The following is a 17,437-nucleotide window of genomic DNA, read 5'->3' on the forward strand; positions in this document are numbered from 1 at the left end:
GCAATCTTTATCTATACACACAAACAAGAGTTTACTTTGCCTGACCGCAGGCGCAGCATTTATTTCATACGCTTTATCGATGGGATACTGTTTATTAATATGACTCAAAAAAAACGTAGTCAAACCAAAATATGTATCGTATTATGATGTCTACTCGATGAGGAGATAGCGATGTATGCACAAATGGTGGAGACCGGCCTGAGCACCGTCCGCACGGCCGACGACATGGCGGCCGACGAGCGCGCGTTCCAGGCGCGCATCGACGACGGCGTCAAGATCGAGGCCAAGGACTGGATGCCGGACGCCTACCGCAAGACCTTGATCCGGCAGATTTCGCAGCACGCGCACTCGGAAATCGTCGGCCAGCTGCCCGAGGGCAACTGGGTCACGCGCGCGCCGACCCTGAAGCGCAAGTCCATCCTGCTGGCCAAGATCCAGGACGAGGCCGGCCACGGCCTGTACCTGTACAGCGCCGCCGAGACGCTGGGCGTGTCGCGCGACGAGCTGCTGGCTGCGCTGCACAGCGGCAAGGCCAAGTATTCCAGCATCTTCAACTACCCGACGCTGTCGTGGGCCGACATGGGCGCGATCGGCTGGCTGGTCGACGGCTCGGCCATCATCAACCAGATCCCGCTGTGCCGCTGCTCGTACGGTCCGTATGCGCGCGCCATGATCCGCGTCTGCAAGGAAGAATCGTTCCACGCCCGCCAGGGCTACGACATCATGATGGCGCTGGCCAAGGGTACGCCCGAGCAGAAGGCCATGGCGCAGGATGCGCTGAACCGCTGGTGGTGGCCGTCGCTGATGATGTTCGGTCCGTCGGATGCCGAATCGGTCAACAGCGCGCAGTCGGCGCAATGGCGGATCAAGCTGTTCTCCAACGACGAGCTGCGCCAGCGCATGGTCGACCAGACCGTGCCGCAGGCCGAGTACCTGGGCCTGACCGTGCCCGATCCCGATCTGAAATTCAACGCCGAGACCGGCCACTACGAATTCGGCGCCATCGACTGGAGCGAGTTCCACAACGTCCTGAAGGGCAACGGCCCGTGCAACCGCGAACGGCTGCGCACCCGCGTCAAGGCGTGGGAAGACGGCGCCTGGTTCCGCGAAGCGCTGGTCGCGCACGCCGACAAACACGCCGCCGCCAAGGCCGCGGCCTGAGACGAGAACACGAGGAGAAGAGCATGAGCAAAGAATGGCCGTTGTGGGAAGTATTCATCCGCAGCCAGCACGGGCTGGCGCACAAGCACGTCGGCAGCCTGCACGCGCCGGACGCCGAAATGGCCGTCAACAACGCGCGCGACGTCTACACACGCCGCAATGAAGGCGTCAGCATCTGGGTGGTGCGCGCCGCCGACATCGTCGCCAGCAGCCCGTCCGACAAGGGCGCCCTGTTCGAGCCGTCCAACAGCAAGGTGTATCGCCATCCGACCTTCTTCCCGATGCCGGAAGAAGTCAAGAACCTGTAAGCGGAGCCGCACCGTGGATAACAAAGTCAACTACCTTCTGCGCCTGGGCGACAACGCGCTGATCCTGAGCCAGCAGCTGTCGCAGTTGTGCGGCAAAGGCCCTGCGCTGGAAGAGGACATGGCGCTGACCAACGTCGCGCTCGACCTGCTGGGCCAGACCCGCCTGTGGTACGAATACGCCGCCGAGCTGGAAGGCGCCGGCCGCGACGAAGACAAGCTGGCCTACCACCGCGACGCTCACGACTTCAAGAACTGCCTGCTGCTGGAACAGCCGAACGGCAACTACGCCGACACCATGATGCGGCAGTTCTACTTCGACACCTGGCACTACTTCCTGATCGTCGGCCTGACGCGTTCGAGCGACGCCCGCATCGCCGCCATCGCCGAGAAATCGCTGAAGGAAGTCACCTACCACCTGCGCCGCAGCGGCGACTTGATCGTGCGCCTCGGCGACGGCACGGAAGTCAGCCACGCCAAGACGCAGGCGGCCGCCGACGAGCTGTGGATGTACAGCGGCGAAGTGTTCGCCTACGACGCCATCGACGACGCCATGGTGGCTGCGGGCATCGCGCCGGCCGCCGACGAACTGCGCGCGCAATGGCTGGCGCACGTGGCCGAGATCTTCGCCGAAGCCACGCTGGTGATGCCGCCGGCCGACGCCTGGATGCAGAAGGGCGGCAAGCAAGGCCGCCATACCGAGCACCTGGGCTATATTCTGGCCGAGATGCAGTTCCTGCAGCGCGCCTATCCCGGCGCCACCTGGTAACAGCGAGCCTGCCATGACAGCCGCCGCCATCAACGCCGGGCACACCGCCGCACAGGTCTGGTCCTGGCTGGCCGAGGTCTCCGACCCGGAGATCCCGGTCATCTCCATCGTCGACCTGGGCATCGTGCGCGACGTGCAGATGGCCGCCGACGGCGCCTGCACCGTCACCATCACGCCAACCTATTCCGGCTGTCCCGCCATGCAAGTGATCGCCGACGCTGTCACCGACGCGCTGCACGCGCATGGCCTGCAAGACGTACGCCTGCAAAACCAGCTCTCGCCCGCCTGGACCACCGACTGGATGAGCGAAGAAGGCAAGGTCAAACTGAAAAACTACGGCATCGCGCCGCCCGCGCAGCAGGTCATCGACATCAGTGGCCTGCGAGGCGGAGCGGGAGCCCACGCCGCCATCTCGCGCCGCGCGCAGCCGCGCCTGAGCGTCGTGTGCCCCAACTGCGGTTCCAGCCACACCGAAATCACCAGCCAGTTCGGCTCCACGCCCTGCAAGGCGCTGTACAAATGCCTGGACTGCCGCGAGCCCTTCGACTACTTCAAGTGCCACTAAAAAGATCATGAGCAAATTCCACCCGCTGACCGTCTCGCAAGTGCGCAACGAAACGCGCGACACCATCGCCGTCACTTTCGCCGTGCCGCCCGAGTTGCGCGACAGCTTCGCCTACCAGCAAGGCCAGCACCTGACCCTGCGCGCGCAGATCGGCGACGAAGACGTGCGCCGCTCGTATTCGATCTGCTCCGCCGTGCAGGACGGCGCGCTGCGCGTGGCCATCAAGCGCACGCAGGGCGGCCTGTTCTCCAGCTGGGCCAACGACACCATCAAGCCAGGTATCACGCTGGAAGTGATGCCGCCGATGGGCCACTTCAACGTGCCGCTGGACGCCGCCAACCGCAAGCACTACCTGGCCTTCGCCGCCGGCAGCGGCATCACGCCCATCCTGTCGATCATCAAGACCACGCTGGCGGCCGAGCCGCACAGCCGCTTCACTCTGTTCTACGGCAACCGGGCCTCGTCGTCGGTGATCTTCAAGGACGAGCTGTCGGACCTGAAGGACGTCTACATGGAGCGCCTGAAGCTGGCCTATGTGATGAGCCGCGAGCAGCAGGACATCGAGCTGTTCAACGGCCGCATCACCAAAGAGAAGGCCGCGCAGTTCCTGAAGTACTGGGTGCGCGCCGACGACATCGACGTCGCCTTCATCTGTGGCCCGGAAGACATGATGCTGGGCGTGTCCGAAGCGTTGCAGGAAGCCGGCATGCCGAAATCGAATATCAAGATCGAGCTGTTCGCCGCCAGCATTCCCAAGCACCAGCACAAGCCGCGCGCCATCGACCCTGCCGCGGCGCGTCACGAAACCGAAGTCACCGTCATCATGGATGGCAGCGCCACCAGCTTCACCATGGACCAGGACAAGGAGTCGCTGCTCGACGCGGGCCTCAAGGCCGGCATCGACATGCGCTACTCATGCAAGGGCGGGGTGTGCTCGACCTGCCGCTGCAAGCTGCTCGAAGGGAAGGTCGACATGGACGTCAACTACGCGCTGGAAGATTATGAAATCGCGCGCGGCTATGTCCTCAGCTGCCAGAGTTTCCCCATCACCGACAAGGTCGTCATCGACTTCGACCAGGCCGAATAACGCAATAAACAAGCCAATAACCAGCACGGAGACGCCATGAACTACGAGAACATCCTCTTCGACATCACCGACGGCGTTGCCACGCTGACGCTGAACCGTCCCGACAAGTTGAACAGCTTCACGCAGGCCATGCACGAGGAAGTGCGTCACGCCATCCACAAGGTCAACACCGACAAGAGCGTGCGCGTATTCGTGCTGACCGGCGCCGGTCGCGGCTTCTGCGCCGGCCAGGACTTGTCGGACCGCTCGGTGGAGCCGGGCGCCAGTCCGGTCGACCTGGGCGACTCGGTCGAGAAAAACTACGCGCCGCTGGTGCTGGCGCTGCGCGCCTTGCCGATGCCGGTGATCTGCGCCGTCAACGGCGTGGCCGCCGGCGCCGGCGCCAACATCGCGCTGGCCTGCGACATCGTGCTGGCCGCCAAATCGGCCTCGTTCGTAGAAGTGTTCTGCAAACTGGGCTTGATCCCCGACACCGGCGGCACCTACTTCCTGCCGCGCCTGATCGGCAGCGCCCGCGCCATGGGCCTGGCCATGCTGGGCGATAAGCTCAGCGCCGAGAAGGCTGAAGCCTGGGGCCTGATCTGGAAGGCCGTGCCGGACGACGAACTGGCCGCTGAAACCGCAGCCATGGCGCGCCACTTCGCCAGCGCGCCGACCAAGGGACTGGCCTTCACCAAGCAAGCCCTGTACGCCAGCCCGCACAACACGCTGCAGCAGCAACTGACGCTCGAATGCGGCATGATGAGCGAACTGGGTCGCAGCGACGACTACCGCGAAGGCGTCGCCGCCTTCATGGAAAAACGCGCACCGCAATTCAAGGGGCAATAACATGGCCGCCCTCGACAAAGATCGCGTCGTCGCCGTCATCGGCAGCGGCGCGATGGGCGCGGGCATCGCGCAGGTGGCCGCCGTCGCCGGCTATACCGTCAAGTTGTATGACACGCGCCCCGAGGCCGTCGCCAAGGCCATATCCGACATTGCCGCCGCCCTCAACAAGCTGGTGACGAAGGAGCGCATCAGCGCCGTCGACTGCGCCGCCGCCATCGCGCGCCTGCATGCGGCCGTCACGCTGGCCGATGTCGCCGGCGCCGCGCTGGTGGTCGAGGCCATCGTCGAGAACCTGGACGTCAAGCGCAAGCTGTTCGCCGAGCTTGAAACGCTGGTCGCGGACGACTGCATCCTGGCCACCAACACCTCGTCGATCTCCGTCACCGCGATTGCCGCGCAGCTGCGCGTGCCCGCGCGCCTGGCCGGCATGCACTTCTTCAATCCCGTGCCGCTGATGGCGCTGGTCGAAGTGATCAGCGGCCTGGCCACCGATGCGGCGGTTGCGCAAACCGTGTACGACACCGCCGCCGCCTGGGGCAAGAACCCGGTGCACGCCAAGTCGACGCCGGGCTTCATCGTCAATCGCGTGGCGCGGCCGTTCTACGCCGAAGGCTGGCGCCTGCTGAACGAACAGGCAGCCGACGCCGCCACCGTCGACGCGGTGATGCGCGACTGCGGTGGCTTCCGCATGGGACCATTCGAGTTGATGGACCTGATCGGCCATGACGTCAATTTCTCGGTTACGCAGTCGGTCTTCAGCGCCTACTTCAACGATCCGCGCTTCACTCCGTCGGTGCTGCAGCAGGAGATGGTCAATGCGGGCTTCCTGGGCCGTAAATCGGGGCGGGGATTTTATTCATACGGCGACGCCGCCGTTGCGGGTGCGCCGCTGCATTCCGCACTGCAGCCGCAGGCCGAGGCGCCGCAGCCCAAGCCTGAATATGTCAGCTACACGGTGGAACCCGGCGCCATCGGCGGCGCTTCGCATGCCGCCGGCGGCGTAGTGGCCGACGCGCTGGCCGCGCGTCTGCGCGCATCCGGCATCGCCGTCTCGCATCGCAAGTCGCCGGAGACGCGGGGCCACGCGGCGGGCGCCGACGAAGCGCTGGCCTTCCACTGCAACGGCGCCGCCGTCTTCCTGACGGACGGCCGCAGCGCCACCCAGCGGGCCCGCGACAACAACCATCCCGATACGGTGCTGTTCGACCTGGCGCTGGACTTCGGCAGCGCCAAACGCATCGCATTGTCATGCTCGGACCAGTGCGCGCCGGCCGCCTATCAATCCGTGGTCGGCCTGTTCCAGGCGGCAGGCTTCGTAGTCACGCGGCTGGACGACGTGCCTGGCATGGCCGTCATGCGTACGGTCGCCATGCTGGCCAACGAGGCGGCGGACGCGGTCAACCAGGGCGTCTGTAGCGCGTCGGCGGCGGACATCGCCATGCAGAAGGGCGTCAACTATCCGCGCGGCCCGCTGGCCTGGGCCGATGCTGTCGGCATCGCACAGATCGTGACCGTGCTGTCCAACCTGGCCGCAGGCTATGGCGAGGACCGCTATCGGGTGTCGCCGCTGCTGCGCCGCAAGCTGGCCAACGGAGGACGCTTCCATGACTAAGCTCGGCATCCTGGCCGCAGCGCAGGAACGCAGCATTGACGAAGCGCAGGCGCTGGCCGAAGCCGTCGCCACCTCCATGTTCGAGCGCGACCCGGCCTCGCAAGGACTGGGCATGACGATCGATGCCATCGCACCCGGCTACGCCCGCATGTCGATGCCGGTGCGCGCGGACATGCTGAACGGCCATGGCAGCTGCCACGGCGGTTTCATTTTCGCGCTGGCCGACAGCGCCTTCGCCTTTGCCTGCAACAGCCGCAATATGGTGACCGTCGGCGCAGGCTGCACCATCGACTATCTTGCACCGGGACGCCTGCACGACGTGCTGACCGCGACGGCGGTCGAACAGGCGTTGTCCGGCAAGAGCGGCGTCTACGACATCAAGGTCAGCAACCAGGATGGCCGTACGATCGCGCTGTTTCGCGGTAAGTCGCACCGGGTCAGCGGAGAAGTCATACCGCAGCACCCAGCATAAAGAGGAGACAACGATGGTCCAACGCATTCCTGAACCGTCCGATCTGGAGCCGATCGAACGCGCCAGCAAGGACGAACTGCAAGCCCTGCAACTGCAGCGCATGCAGTGGTCGCTCAAGCACGCCTACGAAAACGTGGCCCACTACCGCGCCGCGTTCGACGCCGCCGGCGTCCATCCCGACGACCTGCGCACGCTGGCCGACCTGGCCAGGTTTCCCTTCACCGGCAAGAAGGAACTGCGCGACAACTACCCGTTCGGCATGTTCGCCGTGCCGCAGGACCGCGTGGTGCGCGTGCACGCATCGAGCGGTACGACCGGCAAGCCGACCGTGGTCGGCTACACGCAAAACGACATCGACACCTGGGCCAACGTGGTTGCGCGCTCGATCCGCGCCGCCGGCGGACGACGTGGCGACATGGTCCATATCTCCTATGGCTACGGCCTGTTCACAGGCGGCCTGGGTGCGCACTACGGCGCCGAGCGGCTCGGCTGCACGGTGATTCCGATGTCCGGCGGCCAGACCGAAAAACAGGTGCAGCTGATCCAGGACTTCAAGCCGTCCATCATCATGGTCACGCCATCGTACATGCTGAACATCATCGAGGAATTCCAGCGCCAGGGGCTGGACCCGGCCGCCAGTTCGCTCAAGGTCGGCATCTTCGGCGCAGAACCGTGGACCGACGCCATGCGCAAGGAAATCGAACAACGCGCCGGCATCGACGCGGTCGACATCTACGGCCTGTCCGAAGTGATGGGCCCCGGCGTCGCCAGCGAATGCATCGAGAGCAAGGATGGTCCGGTCATCTGGGAGGACCATTTCTACCCGGAGATCATCGATCCCGAAACCGGTGAAGTGCTGCCGGACGGCGAAGAGGGCGAACTGGTATTCACTTCGCTGAGCAAGGAAGCGCTGCCCATCATCCGCTACCGCACGCGCGACCTCACGCGGCTGCTGCCGGCCACCTCGCGCTCGATGCGGCGCATCGGCAAGATCACTGGCCGCTCGGACGACATGCTGATCATCCGCGGCGTCAACGTGTTCCCTACGCAGATCGAAGAACTGATCTGCAAGATGCCCAAGCTGGCGCCGCAATACCAGCTGGTCGTCAGCCGTGACGGTCATCTCGACAAACTCGATGTGCTGGCCGAGCTGCGTCCGGAAACGCCGGTTGCCGAGACCGAAGCGCTGGCGCGCGAGCTTGAGCATCACATCAAAACCTACGTTGGCGTCACCACCAAAGTGCGCCTGCTAGCCGCCAACGGCATCGAACGCACGCTGACCGGCAAGGCCCGCCGCGTGGTGGACCAGCGCCCGAGAAATTAAGGAGATTCCGTGAACGACGCTTTTATCTGTGACGCCATCCGCACCCCATTTGGCCGCTACGGCGGCGCCTTGGCCGGCGTACGTGCCGACGACCTGGCCGCGCTGCCCATCGCCGCGCTGATTGCCCGCAATCCCGGCGTCGACTGGTCGAAAGTGGACGACGTCTACTACGGCTGCGCCAACGGCGCCGGAGAGGACAATCGCAACGTCGGCCGCATGGCCGCGCTGCTGGCCGGGCTGCCGGTCGACGTTCCCGCCAACACCATCAACCGCCTGTGCGGCTCCAGCCTCGACGCGGTCGGTATCGCCGCGCGCGCCATCAAGTCCGGCGAAGCACAGCTGGTGATCGCCGGCGGCGTCGAAAGCATGACGCGCGCGCCTTTTGTCATGGGAAAGGCCGACAGCGCCTTCTCGCGCGCAGCCAAGATCGAAGACACTACCATCGGCTGGCGTTTCGTCAATCCGCTGATGAAGGCGCAGCACGGCATCGACTCGATGCCGGAGACGGCCGAAAACGTGGCCCAGGAATTCGGCATCAGCCGTATCGACCAGGACGAATTTGCCGTGCGCAGCCAGCAACGCTGGGCTGCCGCCCACGCGGCGGGCGTATTCAAGAGCGAAATCGTGCCGGTCACGCTGCAACAAAAAAAAGGCGATCCGAAGATTGTCGACACCGATGAGCATCCGCGTCCCGACACTACGGTCGAGATGCTGGCCAAGCTCAAAGGCGTGGTCAGGCCCGACGGTAGCGTCACCGCCGGCAACGCATCCGGCGTCAACGACGGCGCCTGCGCCATCCTGCTGGCGTCGGCCGCCGCCGCCGAACAATACGGCTTGAAGAAGCGCGCCCGGGTGCTGGGCATGGCCACCGCAGGCCTGGCGCCGCGCATCATGGGCTTCGGCCCTTCGCCGGCATCGAAGAAGGTGCTGGCGCAGGTCGGCCTGAGCATCGCCCAGATGGACGTCATCGAACTGAACGAAGCCTTCGCCGCGCAAGGCCTGGCCGTTACGCGCGACCTTGGCCTGGCTGACGACGCCCCGCACGTCAACCCGAACGGCGGCGCCATCGCCATCGGCCACCCGCTGGGCGCGTCCGGTGCGCGGCTGGTGCTGACAGCGTTGAACCAACTGGAACGCACCGGTGGCCGCTACGCGCTGTGCACCATGTGCATCGGCGTCGGCCAGGGTATCGCCCTCGTCATCGAACGCGTGTAAGCGCCGGGGAACCGTCATGGTCAAAGTCTACGAAATCAACGGTGTCACGCCGGTGGTCCACCCGACCGCCTACGTGCATCCCAGCGCGGTGCTGATCGGCGACGTCATCGTCGGCCCGCGCTGCTACGTCGGTCCGCTGGCGGCGCTGCGCGGCGACTTCGGCCGGCTGGTCCTGGAGGAGGGCGCCAACCTGCAGGACACTTGCGTCATGCACGGTTTCCCCGGATGCGATACGGTGGTCGAGCGCGATGGCCATATCGGCCATGGCGCCGTGCTGCATGGCTGCCGCATCGGCCGCAATGCGCTGGTCGGTATGAACAGCGTCATCATGGACAACGCCGTCATCGGTGCCGACAGCATCGTCGCCGCGATGAGCTTCGTCCGCGCCGGCATGGAAGTGCCGCCGCGCAGCCTCGTGGTCGGCACGCCGGCCAAGGTGGCGCGCGCACTGAGCGACGACGAAATCAAATGGAAGACGGAAGGCACAGGCCAGTATCAGGAGCTGGCCGTGCGCTCGATGAATACGATGCGCGAAGTCGAAGCGCTGACCGAAGTGGAAGCGGACCGCAAGCGCATCGAATGGGAAAGCTCGCTGCCGCTGCACCTGCATAAAAACGCGCAAGCATAACGAATGAAATAAGAAACGGAGATCAACATGGCATCAACCCTGCAAAGCTGGATCGGAGGCCGCTGGATCGGCGCCGAAGCGTCGGCGCCGCTGCATAGCGCCCTGAACAACTCGCTGATCTATCACACCCACGCCGAGAAGATCGACTTCGACGAAGCCGTCACCTATGCCCGCAAAGTGGGCGTGCCGGAACTGATGAAACTCGATTTCCAGCAGCGCGCCGCGCGCCTGAAGCTGCTGGCGCTGTACCTGGTCAGCCGCAAGGAAGAACTGTACGCGATCTCGCACCTGACCGGCGCCACCCGCGCCGACAGCTGGGTCGACATCGAAGGCGGCACCGGCACGCTGTTCGCCTACGCCAGCATGGGCAGCCGCGAGTTGCCGTCGTCGAACGTGCTGCATGAAGGTCCGGCCATGGCGCTGGGTAAAAACGGCGGCTTCTCGGGCACCCACATCCTGGTGCCGCGCGGCGGCCTGGCGGTGCATATCAACGCCTTCAACTTCCCGATCTGGGGCTTGCTGGAGAAGTTCGCGCCAAGCTTCCTGGCCGCGATGCCGTGCATCGGCAAGCCGGCCACCGCCACCAGCTACCTGACCGAAGCCTTGGTGCGCATGATGCACGAATCCGGCCTGCTGCCGGAAGGCGCGCTGCAGCTGGTCATCGGCAGCACCGGCGACCTGCTCGATCGCCTGGGCGGCGCCGACGTCGTCACCTTCACCGGTTCGGCCGACACCGCCGCCAGGCTGCGCACCAACCGCAACCTGATCGCTAACTCGGTGCCGTTCACCGCCGAAGCCGATTCGCTCAACTGCGCCATCCTGGCGCCGGACGTCTCGCCGGACGACGTCGAGTTCGACCTGTTCGTCAAAGAGGTGGCGCGCGAGATGACCGGCAAGGCCGGCCAGAAATGTACCGCGATCCGTCGCATCATCGTGCCGGAAAATATGGTGGACGCCGTCGGCACCCGCCTGCGTGAACGGTTGGCGAAGGTCAGCGTCGGCGATCCGTCGGTCGAGGGCGTGCGCATGGGGGCGTTGGCGTCCAAGGACCAGCAACGCGACGTCGCCGAGCGCGTCGAGCTGCTCGCGCGCGGCAACGAGGTGCTGTTCAGTGAACGCGACGGCTTCAAGCCGGTCGGCGAAGGCGTGGCCGGCGGTTCGTTCTTCTCGCCGACGCTGCTGCTGTGCCGCGACGGCATGAGCAACGATGCCGTGCACGACATCGAAGCCTTCGGTCCGGTCAGCACCATCATCAGCTACAACGGCATCGACGAAGCGATGGCCCTGGCCGCGCGCGGCAAGGGCTCGCTGGTCTCGACGCTGGTGACCAAGGAGCCGGCCATCGCCGCCTACGCGGTGCCGATAGCGGCCGCCTCGCACGGGCGCGTGCTGATACTCGAACGTGAAGCGTCGGTGGACTCCACCGGTCATGGTTCGCCGCTGCCGCAGTTGAAGCATGGCGGCCCTGGCCGCGCAGGCGGCGGCGAAGAACTGGGCGGCATCCGCGCGGTGCGCCACTTCCTGCAGCGCGCCGCAATCCAGGGCTCGCCGACGATGCTGGCCGCCGTCACCGGTGAATACGTCCGTGGCGCCAAGGTGCAGGAAAGCGAAGTCCATCCGTTCCGTAAATATTTCGAAGACCTGAAGATGGGCGACTCGCTGCTGACGCACCGCCGCACCGTGAGCGAAGCGGACATCGTCAACTTCGGCGGCGTTTCGGGCGACTACTTCTACATGCACTTCGACGAGATCGCCGCCAAGGACACGCAGTTCGGCAAGCGCATCGCGCACGGCTACTTCGTGCTGTCGGCCGCCGCCGGCCTGTTCGTCTCGCCGGCGCCCGGTCCGGTGCTGGCCAACTACGGCCTGGACAACCTGCGCTTCATCACGCCGGTCGCCATCGGCGACACCATCCGCGCGCGCCTGACCTGCAAGCGCAAGGTGGATCGCAACCGCACCGACGACAAGGGCGTCGGCCAGGGCGTGGTCGCATGGGACGTGCAGGTGACCAACCAGAACGACGAGCTGGTGGCCAGCTACGACATCCTGACGCTGGTGATGAAGCGGACCTGAGACAGAACCGGCGCCGGAGGACTGCTTTCTCCGGCGCATAGGGCATAAGGCTTATTTGCGCAGGCCGAACGGATCGTCGATGCTGTGCGCCGGTTCGGTGAACCACTTCGGACCATTTTCCGTCATGTAGAAATGGTCTTCGTGACGCACGCCGAATTCGCCGGGGATGCAGATCATCGGCTCGTTCGAGAAGCACATGCCGACATCGAGTGGCGTCTTGTCGCCGCCGACCAGGTACGGCCATTCGTGGATATCGAGGCCGATGCCATGGCCGGTGCGGTGCGGCAGGCCTGGCAGCTTGTAGCCCGGGCCGTAGCCATCCGCTTCCAGCGAACGCCGCGCCGCCATATCCACTTCCTCGCACGGCACGCCCAGCTGCGCCGCATTGAACGCCGCCAGTTGCGCCGCCTTCTCGCTGTTCCACACCGAACGCTGACGCGCGCTGATTTCGCCGTACACATACGTGCGCGTGATGTCGGAAATGTAGTTGTGCAGTTTGCAGCCTGTATCGATCAGCACAGTGTCGCCTCGCTGCAACGTCTGCACGTAGCTGACGCCGTGCGGATACGCGGTCGCCTCGCCGAACAGCACGATCACGAAGTAGGAACCCGAGGCGCCGACCTTGCGGTGCGCGCGGTTGATGAACTCTTCCACCTCGACCGTCGTGATCCCCTCGCGCAGCATGCTGGCAGTGGCGACGTGCACGGCCAGCGTCATGTCCTTGGCGCGCTGCATCAGCGCGATTTCGCTGGCCGACTTGCGGGTGCGGCAGTGCGCCGTCACCTGGCGCGCGTTCTCCAGCGCGTAGCCGACGGCCAGCGGGCGGATGCCGTCGTAGATGAAGAAGGCCGCGCTCTCGCAGATGCCGACGCGCGGTGCCGTGCCGCCCGCCTCAGCCGGCGCGATGCCCATGCGCTTGAGCGTGTCGACGAACAGCTGGTACGGGCTTTCATGCTCATGCCAGGTATTGACGTTCCCTTCGACCAGCATGAAGTCCTTCAACGTGCTCTCTTCAAACGCCGGGGCGATGTATTCGACCGCACCGCTGGCCGGCACGACGGCGCCGACCATGCGCTCGCTGGCGTGCCACTTGGTGCCGGTGAAGTAGGTCATGTTGGAGCCGGCGTTGACGTAGATCGCGGAGATGCCCTGCTCGCGCATGTAGGCTTGTGCCCGCGCGATACGCTGCAAGTGCTCGTCCTTGCCGATCGAGACCGCTCCCGCCGTCATATCGGACAATGAGGCCAATGCCTCTTCCATGGTTTTTCCGCCAATAGTCATTTTTATATCCCTGAATTGATTTGCGTGACTGCGCGGATCTTTGTCTGCGCCAGCCGGCGATCATAGCAGTTTTGCACGCGTGGGCCAGTCATTGGCAGGTAATACTCCGATGCTAATGTGCCGAATTCCGCATCCACTTCAGGACTCATATATCATGCCGTTTTCCTCCCATTTTCGCCCACGCCAATTGCTGATCCCGACCGCCATCGCCATCCTGCTGACCGCTGTCGCCTGCGGTGGCGACCAATCCCCAACCGTCTCCGCGCCTCCGCTGCCGAGCGGACGCTGGATCGCCGGCGATCTGCATACCCATACCACCCAGTCGCCCGACACCGACGTCAGCCAGACACTGGACAAGGTGCTGGGCAAGGCCTTCACCAACTATGGCCTGGATTGGATGGCTGTCAGCAATCACCTGCGACTGTCCTCGCGAGACGAGAAGGGCGCCACGCTGCCTGCGGCGATTCCACTGTCGACCGGCGTCGAACGCTACGAGATTCCACACGTGAAGGCGCTGCAAGCTGCCGGCACCTTTGCCGACAAGCTGATTTTCTCCGGCTTCGAATGGGACATGCCGACCCACGACCATATCGGGATCGGCCTGTTCGAGGGCACCGACAAGCTGGCCGTCAGTACCAAGGGCATGAAGGAATTCGAATATCTGTTCACCAACCGCGACGCGGCGCTGTTCGATGCGGCCGATGTCGCCGCCTGGAAGGCCAAGTACGGCGCCACCCGCTACAACGCCTCCGCCGACGATGCGCTGAAAGCGATCAGCTGGCTGAAGGACAACTATCCGGATACCAGCTACGCCGTGGTCAACCATCCGTCGCGCAACAAGGGCAGCTACACCGTCGACGACTTCCGCCGCTTCAACGACATCGCGCCGAACATCGTATTCGCCATCGAAGGCATGATCGGCAACCAGATGGAGCCGGACCGCGGGGGCTACACGGCGGCCTATACCCCGGAAAACGCGCCGTTGCGTGCCTACGGCGGCGTCGACTACGTCGTCGCCAAAGTGGGCGGCGTGTGGGATGCGCTGCTCGGCGAGGGCCGCCGCATCTGGAACCTGACCGACTCGGACACCCACTTCAAGATCGTCGGCGGCAACAGCAGCGGCTACTTCCCCGGTGAGTACGCGAAGAACTACGTTTTCAACAGCGCCCAGGGCGCACCAGCCGCGAAGGACCTGCTGCAAGGTCTGCGCTCGGGCAAAATGTTCTCGGTCTACGGGGACTTGATCAACGCGCTGGACTTCAACCTGGCCAGCAAGGACGATCGCAAGGAGATGGGCGGGGAACTGAAGGTCGCCAGCGGCGACAAGGTGACGATCACCATCCGCTTCAAGTCGCCCGCAAAAAACAACTACGAGAAGCCGGTCGACAGCGGTACGGCCGCCAACGTCAAGCCAGTGGTCGACCACGTCGACCTGATCGTGGGCGACGTGGGCGCCAAGGCCACACCGGGCAGCGCCGCCTACAGTGTGGCCACCAATGCCAGCACCCGCGTGGTGAAGCGTTTCACCAGCGCGGACTGGAAGGTCGATGCGGACGGCTACTTCAGCATCAGCTATGAAACCACCGCCGGCAAGAACCAGTACTACCGCCTGCGCGGCACCAACCTCGGCACCGATGTCGCCGGCCTGACCCAGGATGGCGAGCCGCTGGCGGACCAGCGCACCGGTACCACTGACAACACGGCGCGCTTCAACGATATCAACGATCGCAACTACCGCAGCCTGTGGTTCTATTCGAACCCGGTATTCGTGACGTTGAAGTAAGCGCGCCTCCCTGCCTTACTTGGCGATCAGGCTGACCTTGTCGAGCACGAACGAGGTCTGCTTCGACCGGTCCTCGCGCATTACGAAGGATAGCGTGACGGTCTGGCCTTTGTAGGGCAGCAGGTCGAAACTGCGGATCTGGTAGCCCGCCGCCGCATCCAGGTTGGTGTAGGTGGCCAACGTGGACAGCACGGTGCCGCTGCTGCTTTTCACCGTGACCACCAAGCGGTCGTAGACCACGGCGCGGGTTTCCGAGGTGTCGATATGCAGCGCATAGGTCAGCGCCGCACTGGTGGCTGCGGCTGGTATCGATATGCTCTGGGTCAGCGTTTCGGTCGACGTGCGGCCGTTCCCTCCCAACCACGCGAAGCGGGTGCCTTCGTAGGCGGTCTGGCCGGTGTGGGAGCCGATCACGCCGGTGGTGCCGCTCCATCCGGTGGTGCCGGATTCGAAACCGCCATTGATAACCAGCTCCGTGCCATCACCGCCCCCGCCACCTCCGCCACCTGCGCCGGCTTCGTCGATGTCGGCGCCGACGTTGATCGCCGCGTAGGCGCGCTGCACGGCGATGGCTTCCTTCGAGCCCACGCCATACAGTTCCTGCGCCGACGCAAGCACCTTGCTGCGGGCATCGGCGTAATTGGTCGACGAGGTGAACTTGGTGGTCAGCGCCTTGAACCAGATACGGTAAGCCTTGTCGTTGCCGATGCCGGTCATCGCGGCGGGACTCTTCACCAGGTATTTGCTGTAGTACTCGGTCGTGGAGTCGGCGTTCGAACCCTGCGACAGGAAGTAGAACATGCGGTTATTCGGCCCGCTGGAATAGTGTACGTCCAGGTTCTTCAGCGAGGTGCTCCACGCATCGGGGCTGCTGCGGTCCTTGCTGGGTTTGTACATCCAGCGCAGTGGCTGGCCGGATTTACTGATCTCCTTGCCCATCATCCAGTCGTTGCCCGTGAGCGGGATCGATGTTCCGGTGCCGCCCGCGCGCGCGTAGGCTTCGACCATCTCGCCGCCGATGTCGGAGTTCGATTCGTTCAAGCCGCCCGACTCGCCGGAGTACACCAGGTCCGCCGTGGATGCGGCGACGCCGTGCGACATTTCGTGACCGATGACGTCGATCGAGCCCAGGCTGTAGAAGGTGTTGCCGTCGCCGATGTACATGCACTTGCAGCTGTCATCGTAGAAGGCGTTGTCGTAGGCCGTGTCCACGTGCGCGGCGATGTAGGTCGAGGTGTTGTTCCCATCCAGCGACTGCCATCCCAGCACGTTCTTGTTGGCGTCATAGGTATTCATCAAGCCCCACAGCGCATTGACGGCGGCGGTCTGGCCGTTGGCGTTGGTGGTGCTGCCGCCGTTGATGTACTGCTTGCCGTCGCCCCAGGTATTGGTGCTGTTGGTGTAGATGGCGCCGGGATTCGGATTACTGGCCGAGCTGTGGTTGGCGTTGGTGATCGCCATGCCGCCGAATTTTCCGCCGGTGCCGCGCGACGCATCCAGCATCTGGAAGGTGGAGCCGGATTGCGTGGTATTGATCGGCACCACACCGTTGTACTGGCTGTTGCCGGTGCCGACCACCGTCTTCAGCGCCACCCACTGCGCGATGATCGCGCCGGTTTTCGCGTTGACGACGGTATCGTAGTAAACCGGCTTGCCATCCTGCGCCATGCGCGTCTTCACGTAGTAGGCCAGCTCGTAGTGGTCGACTACGTCCTCGACGTCCGTGGCGTTCAGTTCCGATTCCGGCTTGCCGGCGGCGGTGGCCTTGCGCACGGAGTTCATCAACGGGTAGACCAGCAGTTCGGCGCTTGGCGGCCAGCGATGCGCACCGCGCGGCGCGGTCGACTTGGCAGCCACCGCGATGGCGTCATCGGTGCTCAGCACCGGCGTCGTGTCGGTCAACGGCGTCGCCGCCGCAGCGTTGGGGCTCAGAGCGGGCCGCCGGTCGGATGTGGAGACACTGATGATGCCGCCCGATGCATCGGTGACCACCACCGATTCTGAGCCGAACACGCGCAAGCCCTTGTACGTATGCTGGGCGCGCGTGATCTTCTGGCCGGTCACGCCGGGGTGCTGGCTGCTGATGTGGAAGCTGTAGTCGGTGGCGGGCCCGCGCGCGGCGTCCAGCGCGGCCAGCCGGGCCACCAGCCCGGCGGCCTCCGGCGGCGAGGCGATGTTGACCGGTGCTGCCATCAGTTGTTCGGCCGCACGCGACGCGGTGGTGGACAGCATCGAGACAGCTGCGGCGATGCTGGCCGTTAGCAAGTGCATACGTAGGATCATCTCATCCTCCCATGTCGACATTCCAGCGGTATCGAATGATGTCGCCGATTC

The 17,437-nt window shown here is 64.7% G+C and carries 15 protein-coding genes; 13 read left to right on the top strand and 2 right to left on the bottom strand.

What is annotated here, in order from left to right:
- The first annotated feature begins 171 nt into the window (after positions 1–171).
- The 12 genes from paaA to paaZ are packed head-to-tail and all read left to right on the top strand — an operon-like array spanning position 172 to position 12,039.
- The gene (gene paaA, locus ACCD07_RS05850; protein ID WP_353401029.1) at positions 172–1,161 is read left to right on the top strand and encodes a 1,2-phenylacetyl-CoA epoxidase subunit PaaA; all 990 of its coding nucleotides are present in this window, start codon (positions 172–174) and stop codon (positions 1,159–1,161) included.
- A gap of 23 nt (positions 1,162–1,184) precedes the next feature.
- Positions 1,185–1,469 carry a 1,2-phenylacetyl-CoA epoxidase subunit PaaB gene (gene paaB, locus ACCD07_RS05855; RefSeq protein ID WP_176652393.1) on the top strand — a complete coding sequence of 95 codons (285 nt, stop codon included), beginning with the start codon at positions 1,185–1,187 and terminating at the stop codon, positions 1,467–1,469.
- A gap of 13 nt (positions 1,470–1,482) precedes the next feature.
- Positions 1,483–2,235, top strand: a complete 753-nt coding sequence (gene paaC / locus ACCD07_RS05860; protein ID WP_353401027.1) for a 1,2-phenylacetyl-CoA epoxidase subunit PaaC — start codon at positions 1,483–1,485, stop codon at positions 2,233–2,235.
- Positions 2,236–2,248: 13 nt separating this feature from the next.
- Positions 2,249–2,800, top strand: coding sequence for a 1,2-phenylacetyl-CoA epoxidase subunit PaaD (gene paaD, locus ACCD07_RS05865; RefSeq protein WP_353401025.1), 552 nt, complete (start codon positions 2,249–2,251; stop codon positions 2,798–2,800).
- A gap of 7 nt (positions 2,801–2,807) precedes the next feature.
- Positions 2,808–3,887 (top strand): 1,2-phenylacetyl-CoA epoxidase subunit PaaE, encoded by a 1,080-nt coding sequence (paaE, locus tag ACCD07_RS05870; RefSeq protein ID WP_353401023.1) that lies wholly within the window; start codon positions 2,808–2,810, stop codon positions 3,885–3,887.
- Between the two features lie 36 nt (positions 3,888–3,923).
- On the top strand, positions 3,924–4,715 hold the full coding sequence (gene paaG / locus ACCD07_RS05875; protein ID WP_353401022.1) for a 2-(1,2-epoxy-1,2-dihydrophenyl)acetyl-CoA isomerase PaaG: 792 nt from the start codon (positions 3,924–3,926) through the stop codon (positions 4,713–4,715).
- Position 4,716: 1 nt separating this feature from the next.
- Positions 4,717–6,327: a 3-hydroxyacyl-CoA dehydrogenase PaaH gene (gene paaH, locus ACCD07_RS05880; protein WP_413446777.1), complete on the top strand. Its 1,611-nt coding sequence runs from the start codon at positions 4,717–4,719 to the stop codon at positions 6,325–6,327.
- Positions 6,320–6,799, top strand: a complete 480-nt coding sequence (paaI, locus tag ACCD07_RS05885) for a hydroxyphenylacetyl-CoA thioesterase PaaI (protein WP_353401018.1) — start codon at positions 6,320–6,322, stop codon at positions 6,797–6,799. The genes paaH and paaI overlap by 8 nt, the downstream gene beginning before the upstream one ends.
- A gap of 13 nt (positions 6,800–6,812) precedes the next feature.
- Positions 6,813–8,123 carry a phenylacetate--CoA ligase PaaK gene (gene paaK / locus ACCD07_RS05890; RefSeq protein WP_353401016.1) on the top strand — a complete coding sequence of 437 codons (1,311 nt, stop codon included), beginning with the start codon at positions 6,813–6,815 and terminating at the stop codon, positions 8,121–8,123.
- A 9-nt stretch (positions 8,124–8,132) separates the two neighbouring features.
- A complete protein-coding gene (gene pcaF / locus ACCD07_RS05895; protein WP_353401014.1) occupies positions 8,133–9,338 on the top strand; it encodes a 3-oxoadipyl-CoA thiolase in 1,206 nt (401 codons plus the stop codon).
- 16 nt (positions 9,339–9,354) lie between these two features.
- A complete protein-coding gene (gene paaY, locus ACCD07_RS05900) occupies positions 9,355–9,966 on the top strand; it encodes a phenylacetic acid degradation protein PaaY (protein WP_176652402.1) in 612 nt (203 codons plus the stop codon).
- 27 nt (positions 9,967–9,993) lie between these two features.
- Positions 9,994–12,039 (top strand): phenylacetic acid degradation bifunctional protein PaaZ, encoded by a 2,046-nt coding sequence (gene paaZ / locus ACCD07_RS05905; RefSeq protein ID WP_413446778.1) that lies wholly within the window; start codon positions 9,994–9,996, stop codon positions 12,037–12,039.
- Between the two features lie 51 nt (positions 12,040–12,090).
- Here the strand turns inward: paaZ and ACCD07_RS05910 are convergent, their stop codons facing one another.
- Positions 12,091–13,320: a M24 family metallopeptidase gene (locus tag ACCD07_RS05910; protein WP_413446779.1), complete on the bottom strand. Its 1,230-nt coding sequence runs from the start codon at positions 13,318–13,320 to the stop codon at positions 12,091–12,093.
- Between the two features lie 154 nt (positions 13,321–13,474).
- On the opposite strand from ACCD07_RS05910, the gene ACCD07_RS05915 reads away from it, so the two are divergent.
- Positions 13,475–15,103: an S-layer protein gene (locus ACCD07_RS05915; RefSeq protein ID WP_413446780.1), complete on the top strand. Its 1,629-nt coding sequence runs from the start codon at positions 13,475–13,477 to the stop codon at positions 15,101–15,103.
- 15 nt (positions 15,104–15,118) lie between these two features.
- Here ACCD07_RS05915 and ACCD07_RS05920 read toward each other — a convergent pair whose 3' ends face one another.
- On the bottom strand, positions 15,119–17,386 hold the full coding sequence (locus ACCD07_RS05920) for a M4 family metallopeptidase (protein WP_413446781.1): 2,268 nt from the start codon (positions 17,384–17,386) through the stop codon (positions 15,119–15,121).
- Between the last annotated feature and the right edge of the window lie 51 nt (positions 17,387–17,437).

The organism is Duganella sp. Dugasp56 (assembly GCF_047304105.1).
Lineage (GTDB): Bacteria > Pseudomonadota > Gammaproteobacteria > Burkholderiales > Burkholderiaceae_D > Rugamonas > Rugamonas hordei.

Coding starts and splice junctions, on each gene's coding strand:
- paaA (WP_353401029.1), top strand. CDS start 172: ATGTATGCACAAATGGTGGAGACCGGCCTGAGCACCGTCCGCACGGCC.
- paaB (WP_176652393.1), top strand. CDS start 1,185: ATGAGCAAAGAATGGCCGTTGTGGGAAGTATTCATCCGCAGCCAGCAC.
- paaD (WP_353401025.1), top strand. CDS start 2,249: ATGACAGCCGCCGCCATCAACGCCGGGCACACCGCCGCACAGGTCTGG.
- paaE (WP_353401023.1), top strand. CDS start 2,808: ATGAGCAAATTCCACCCGCTGACCGTCTCGCAAGTGCGCAACGAAACG.
- paaG (WP_353401022.1), top strand. CDS start 3,924: ATGAACTACGAGAACATCCTCTTCGACATCACCGACGGCGTTGCCACG.
- paaH (WP_413446777.1), top strand. CDS start 4,717: ATGGCCGCCCTCGACAAAGATCGCGTCGTCGCCGTCATCGGCAGCGGC.
- paaI (WP_353401018.1), top strand. CDS start 6,320: ATGACTAAGCTCGGCATCCTGGCCGCAGCGCAGGAACGCAGCATTGAC.
- paaK (WP_353401016.1), top strand. CDS start 6,813: ATGGTCCAACGCATTCCTGAACCGTCCGATCTGGAGCCGATCGAACGC.
- paaY (WP_176652402.1), top strand. CDS start 9,355: ATGGTCAAAGTCTACGAAATCAACGGTGTCACGCCGGTGGTCCACCCG.
- paaZ (WP_413446778.1), top strand. CDS start 9,994: ATGGCATCAACCCTGCAAAGCTGGATCGGAGGCCGCTGGATCGGCGCC.
- ACCD07_RS05910 (WP_413446779.1), bottom strand. CDS start 13,320: ATGACTATTGGCGGAAAAACCATGGAAGAGGCATTGGCCTCATTGTCC.
- ACCD07_RS05915 (WP_413446780.1), top strand. CDS start 13,475: ATGCCGTTTTCCTCCCATTTTCGCCCACGCCAATTGCTGATCCCGACC.
- ACCD07_RS05920 (WP_413446781.1), bottom strand. CDS start 17,386: ATGATCCTACGTATGCACTTGCTAACGGCCAGCATCGCCGCAGCTGTC.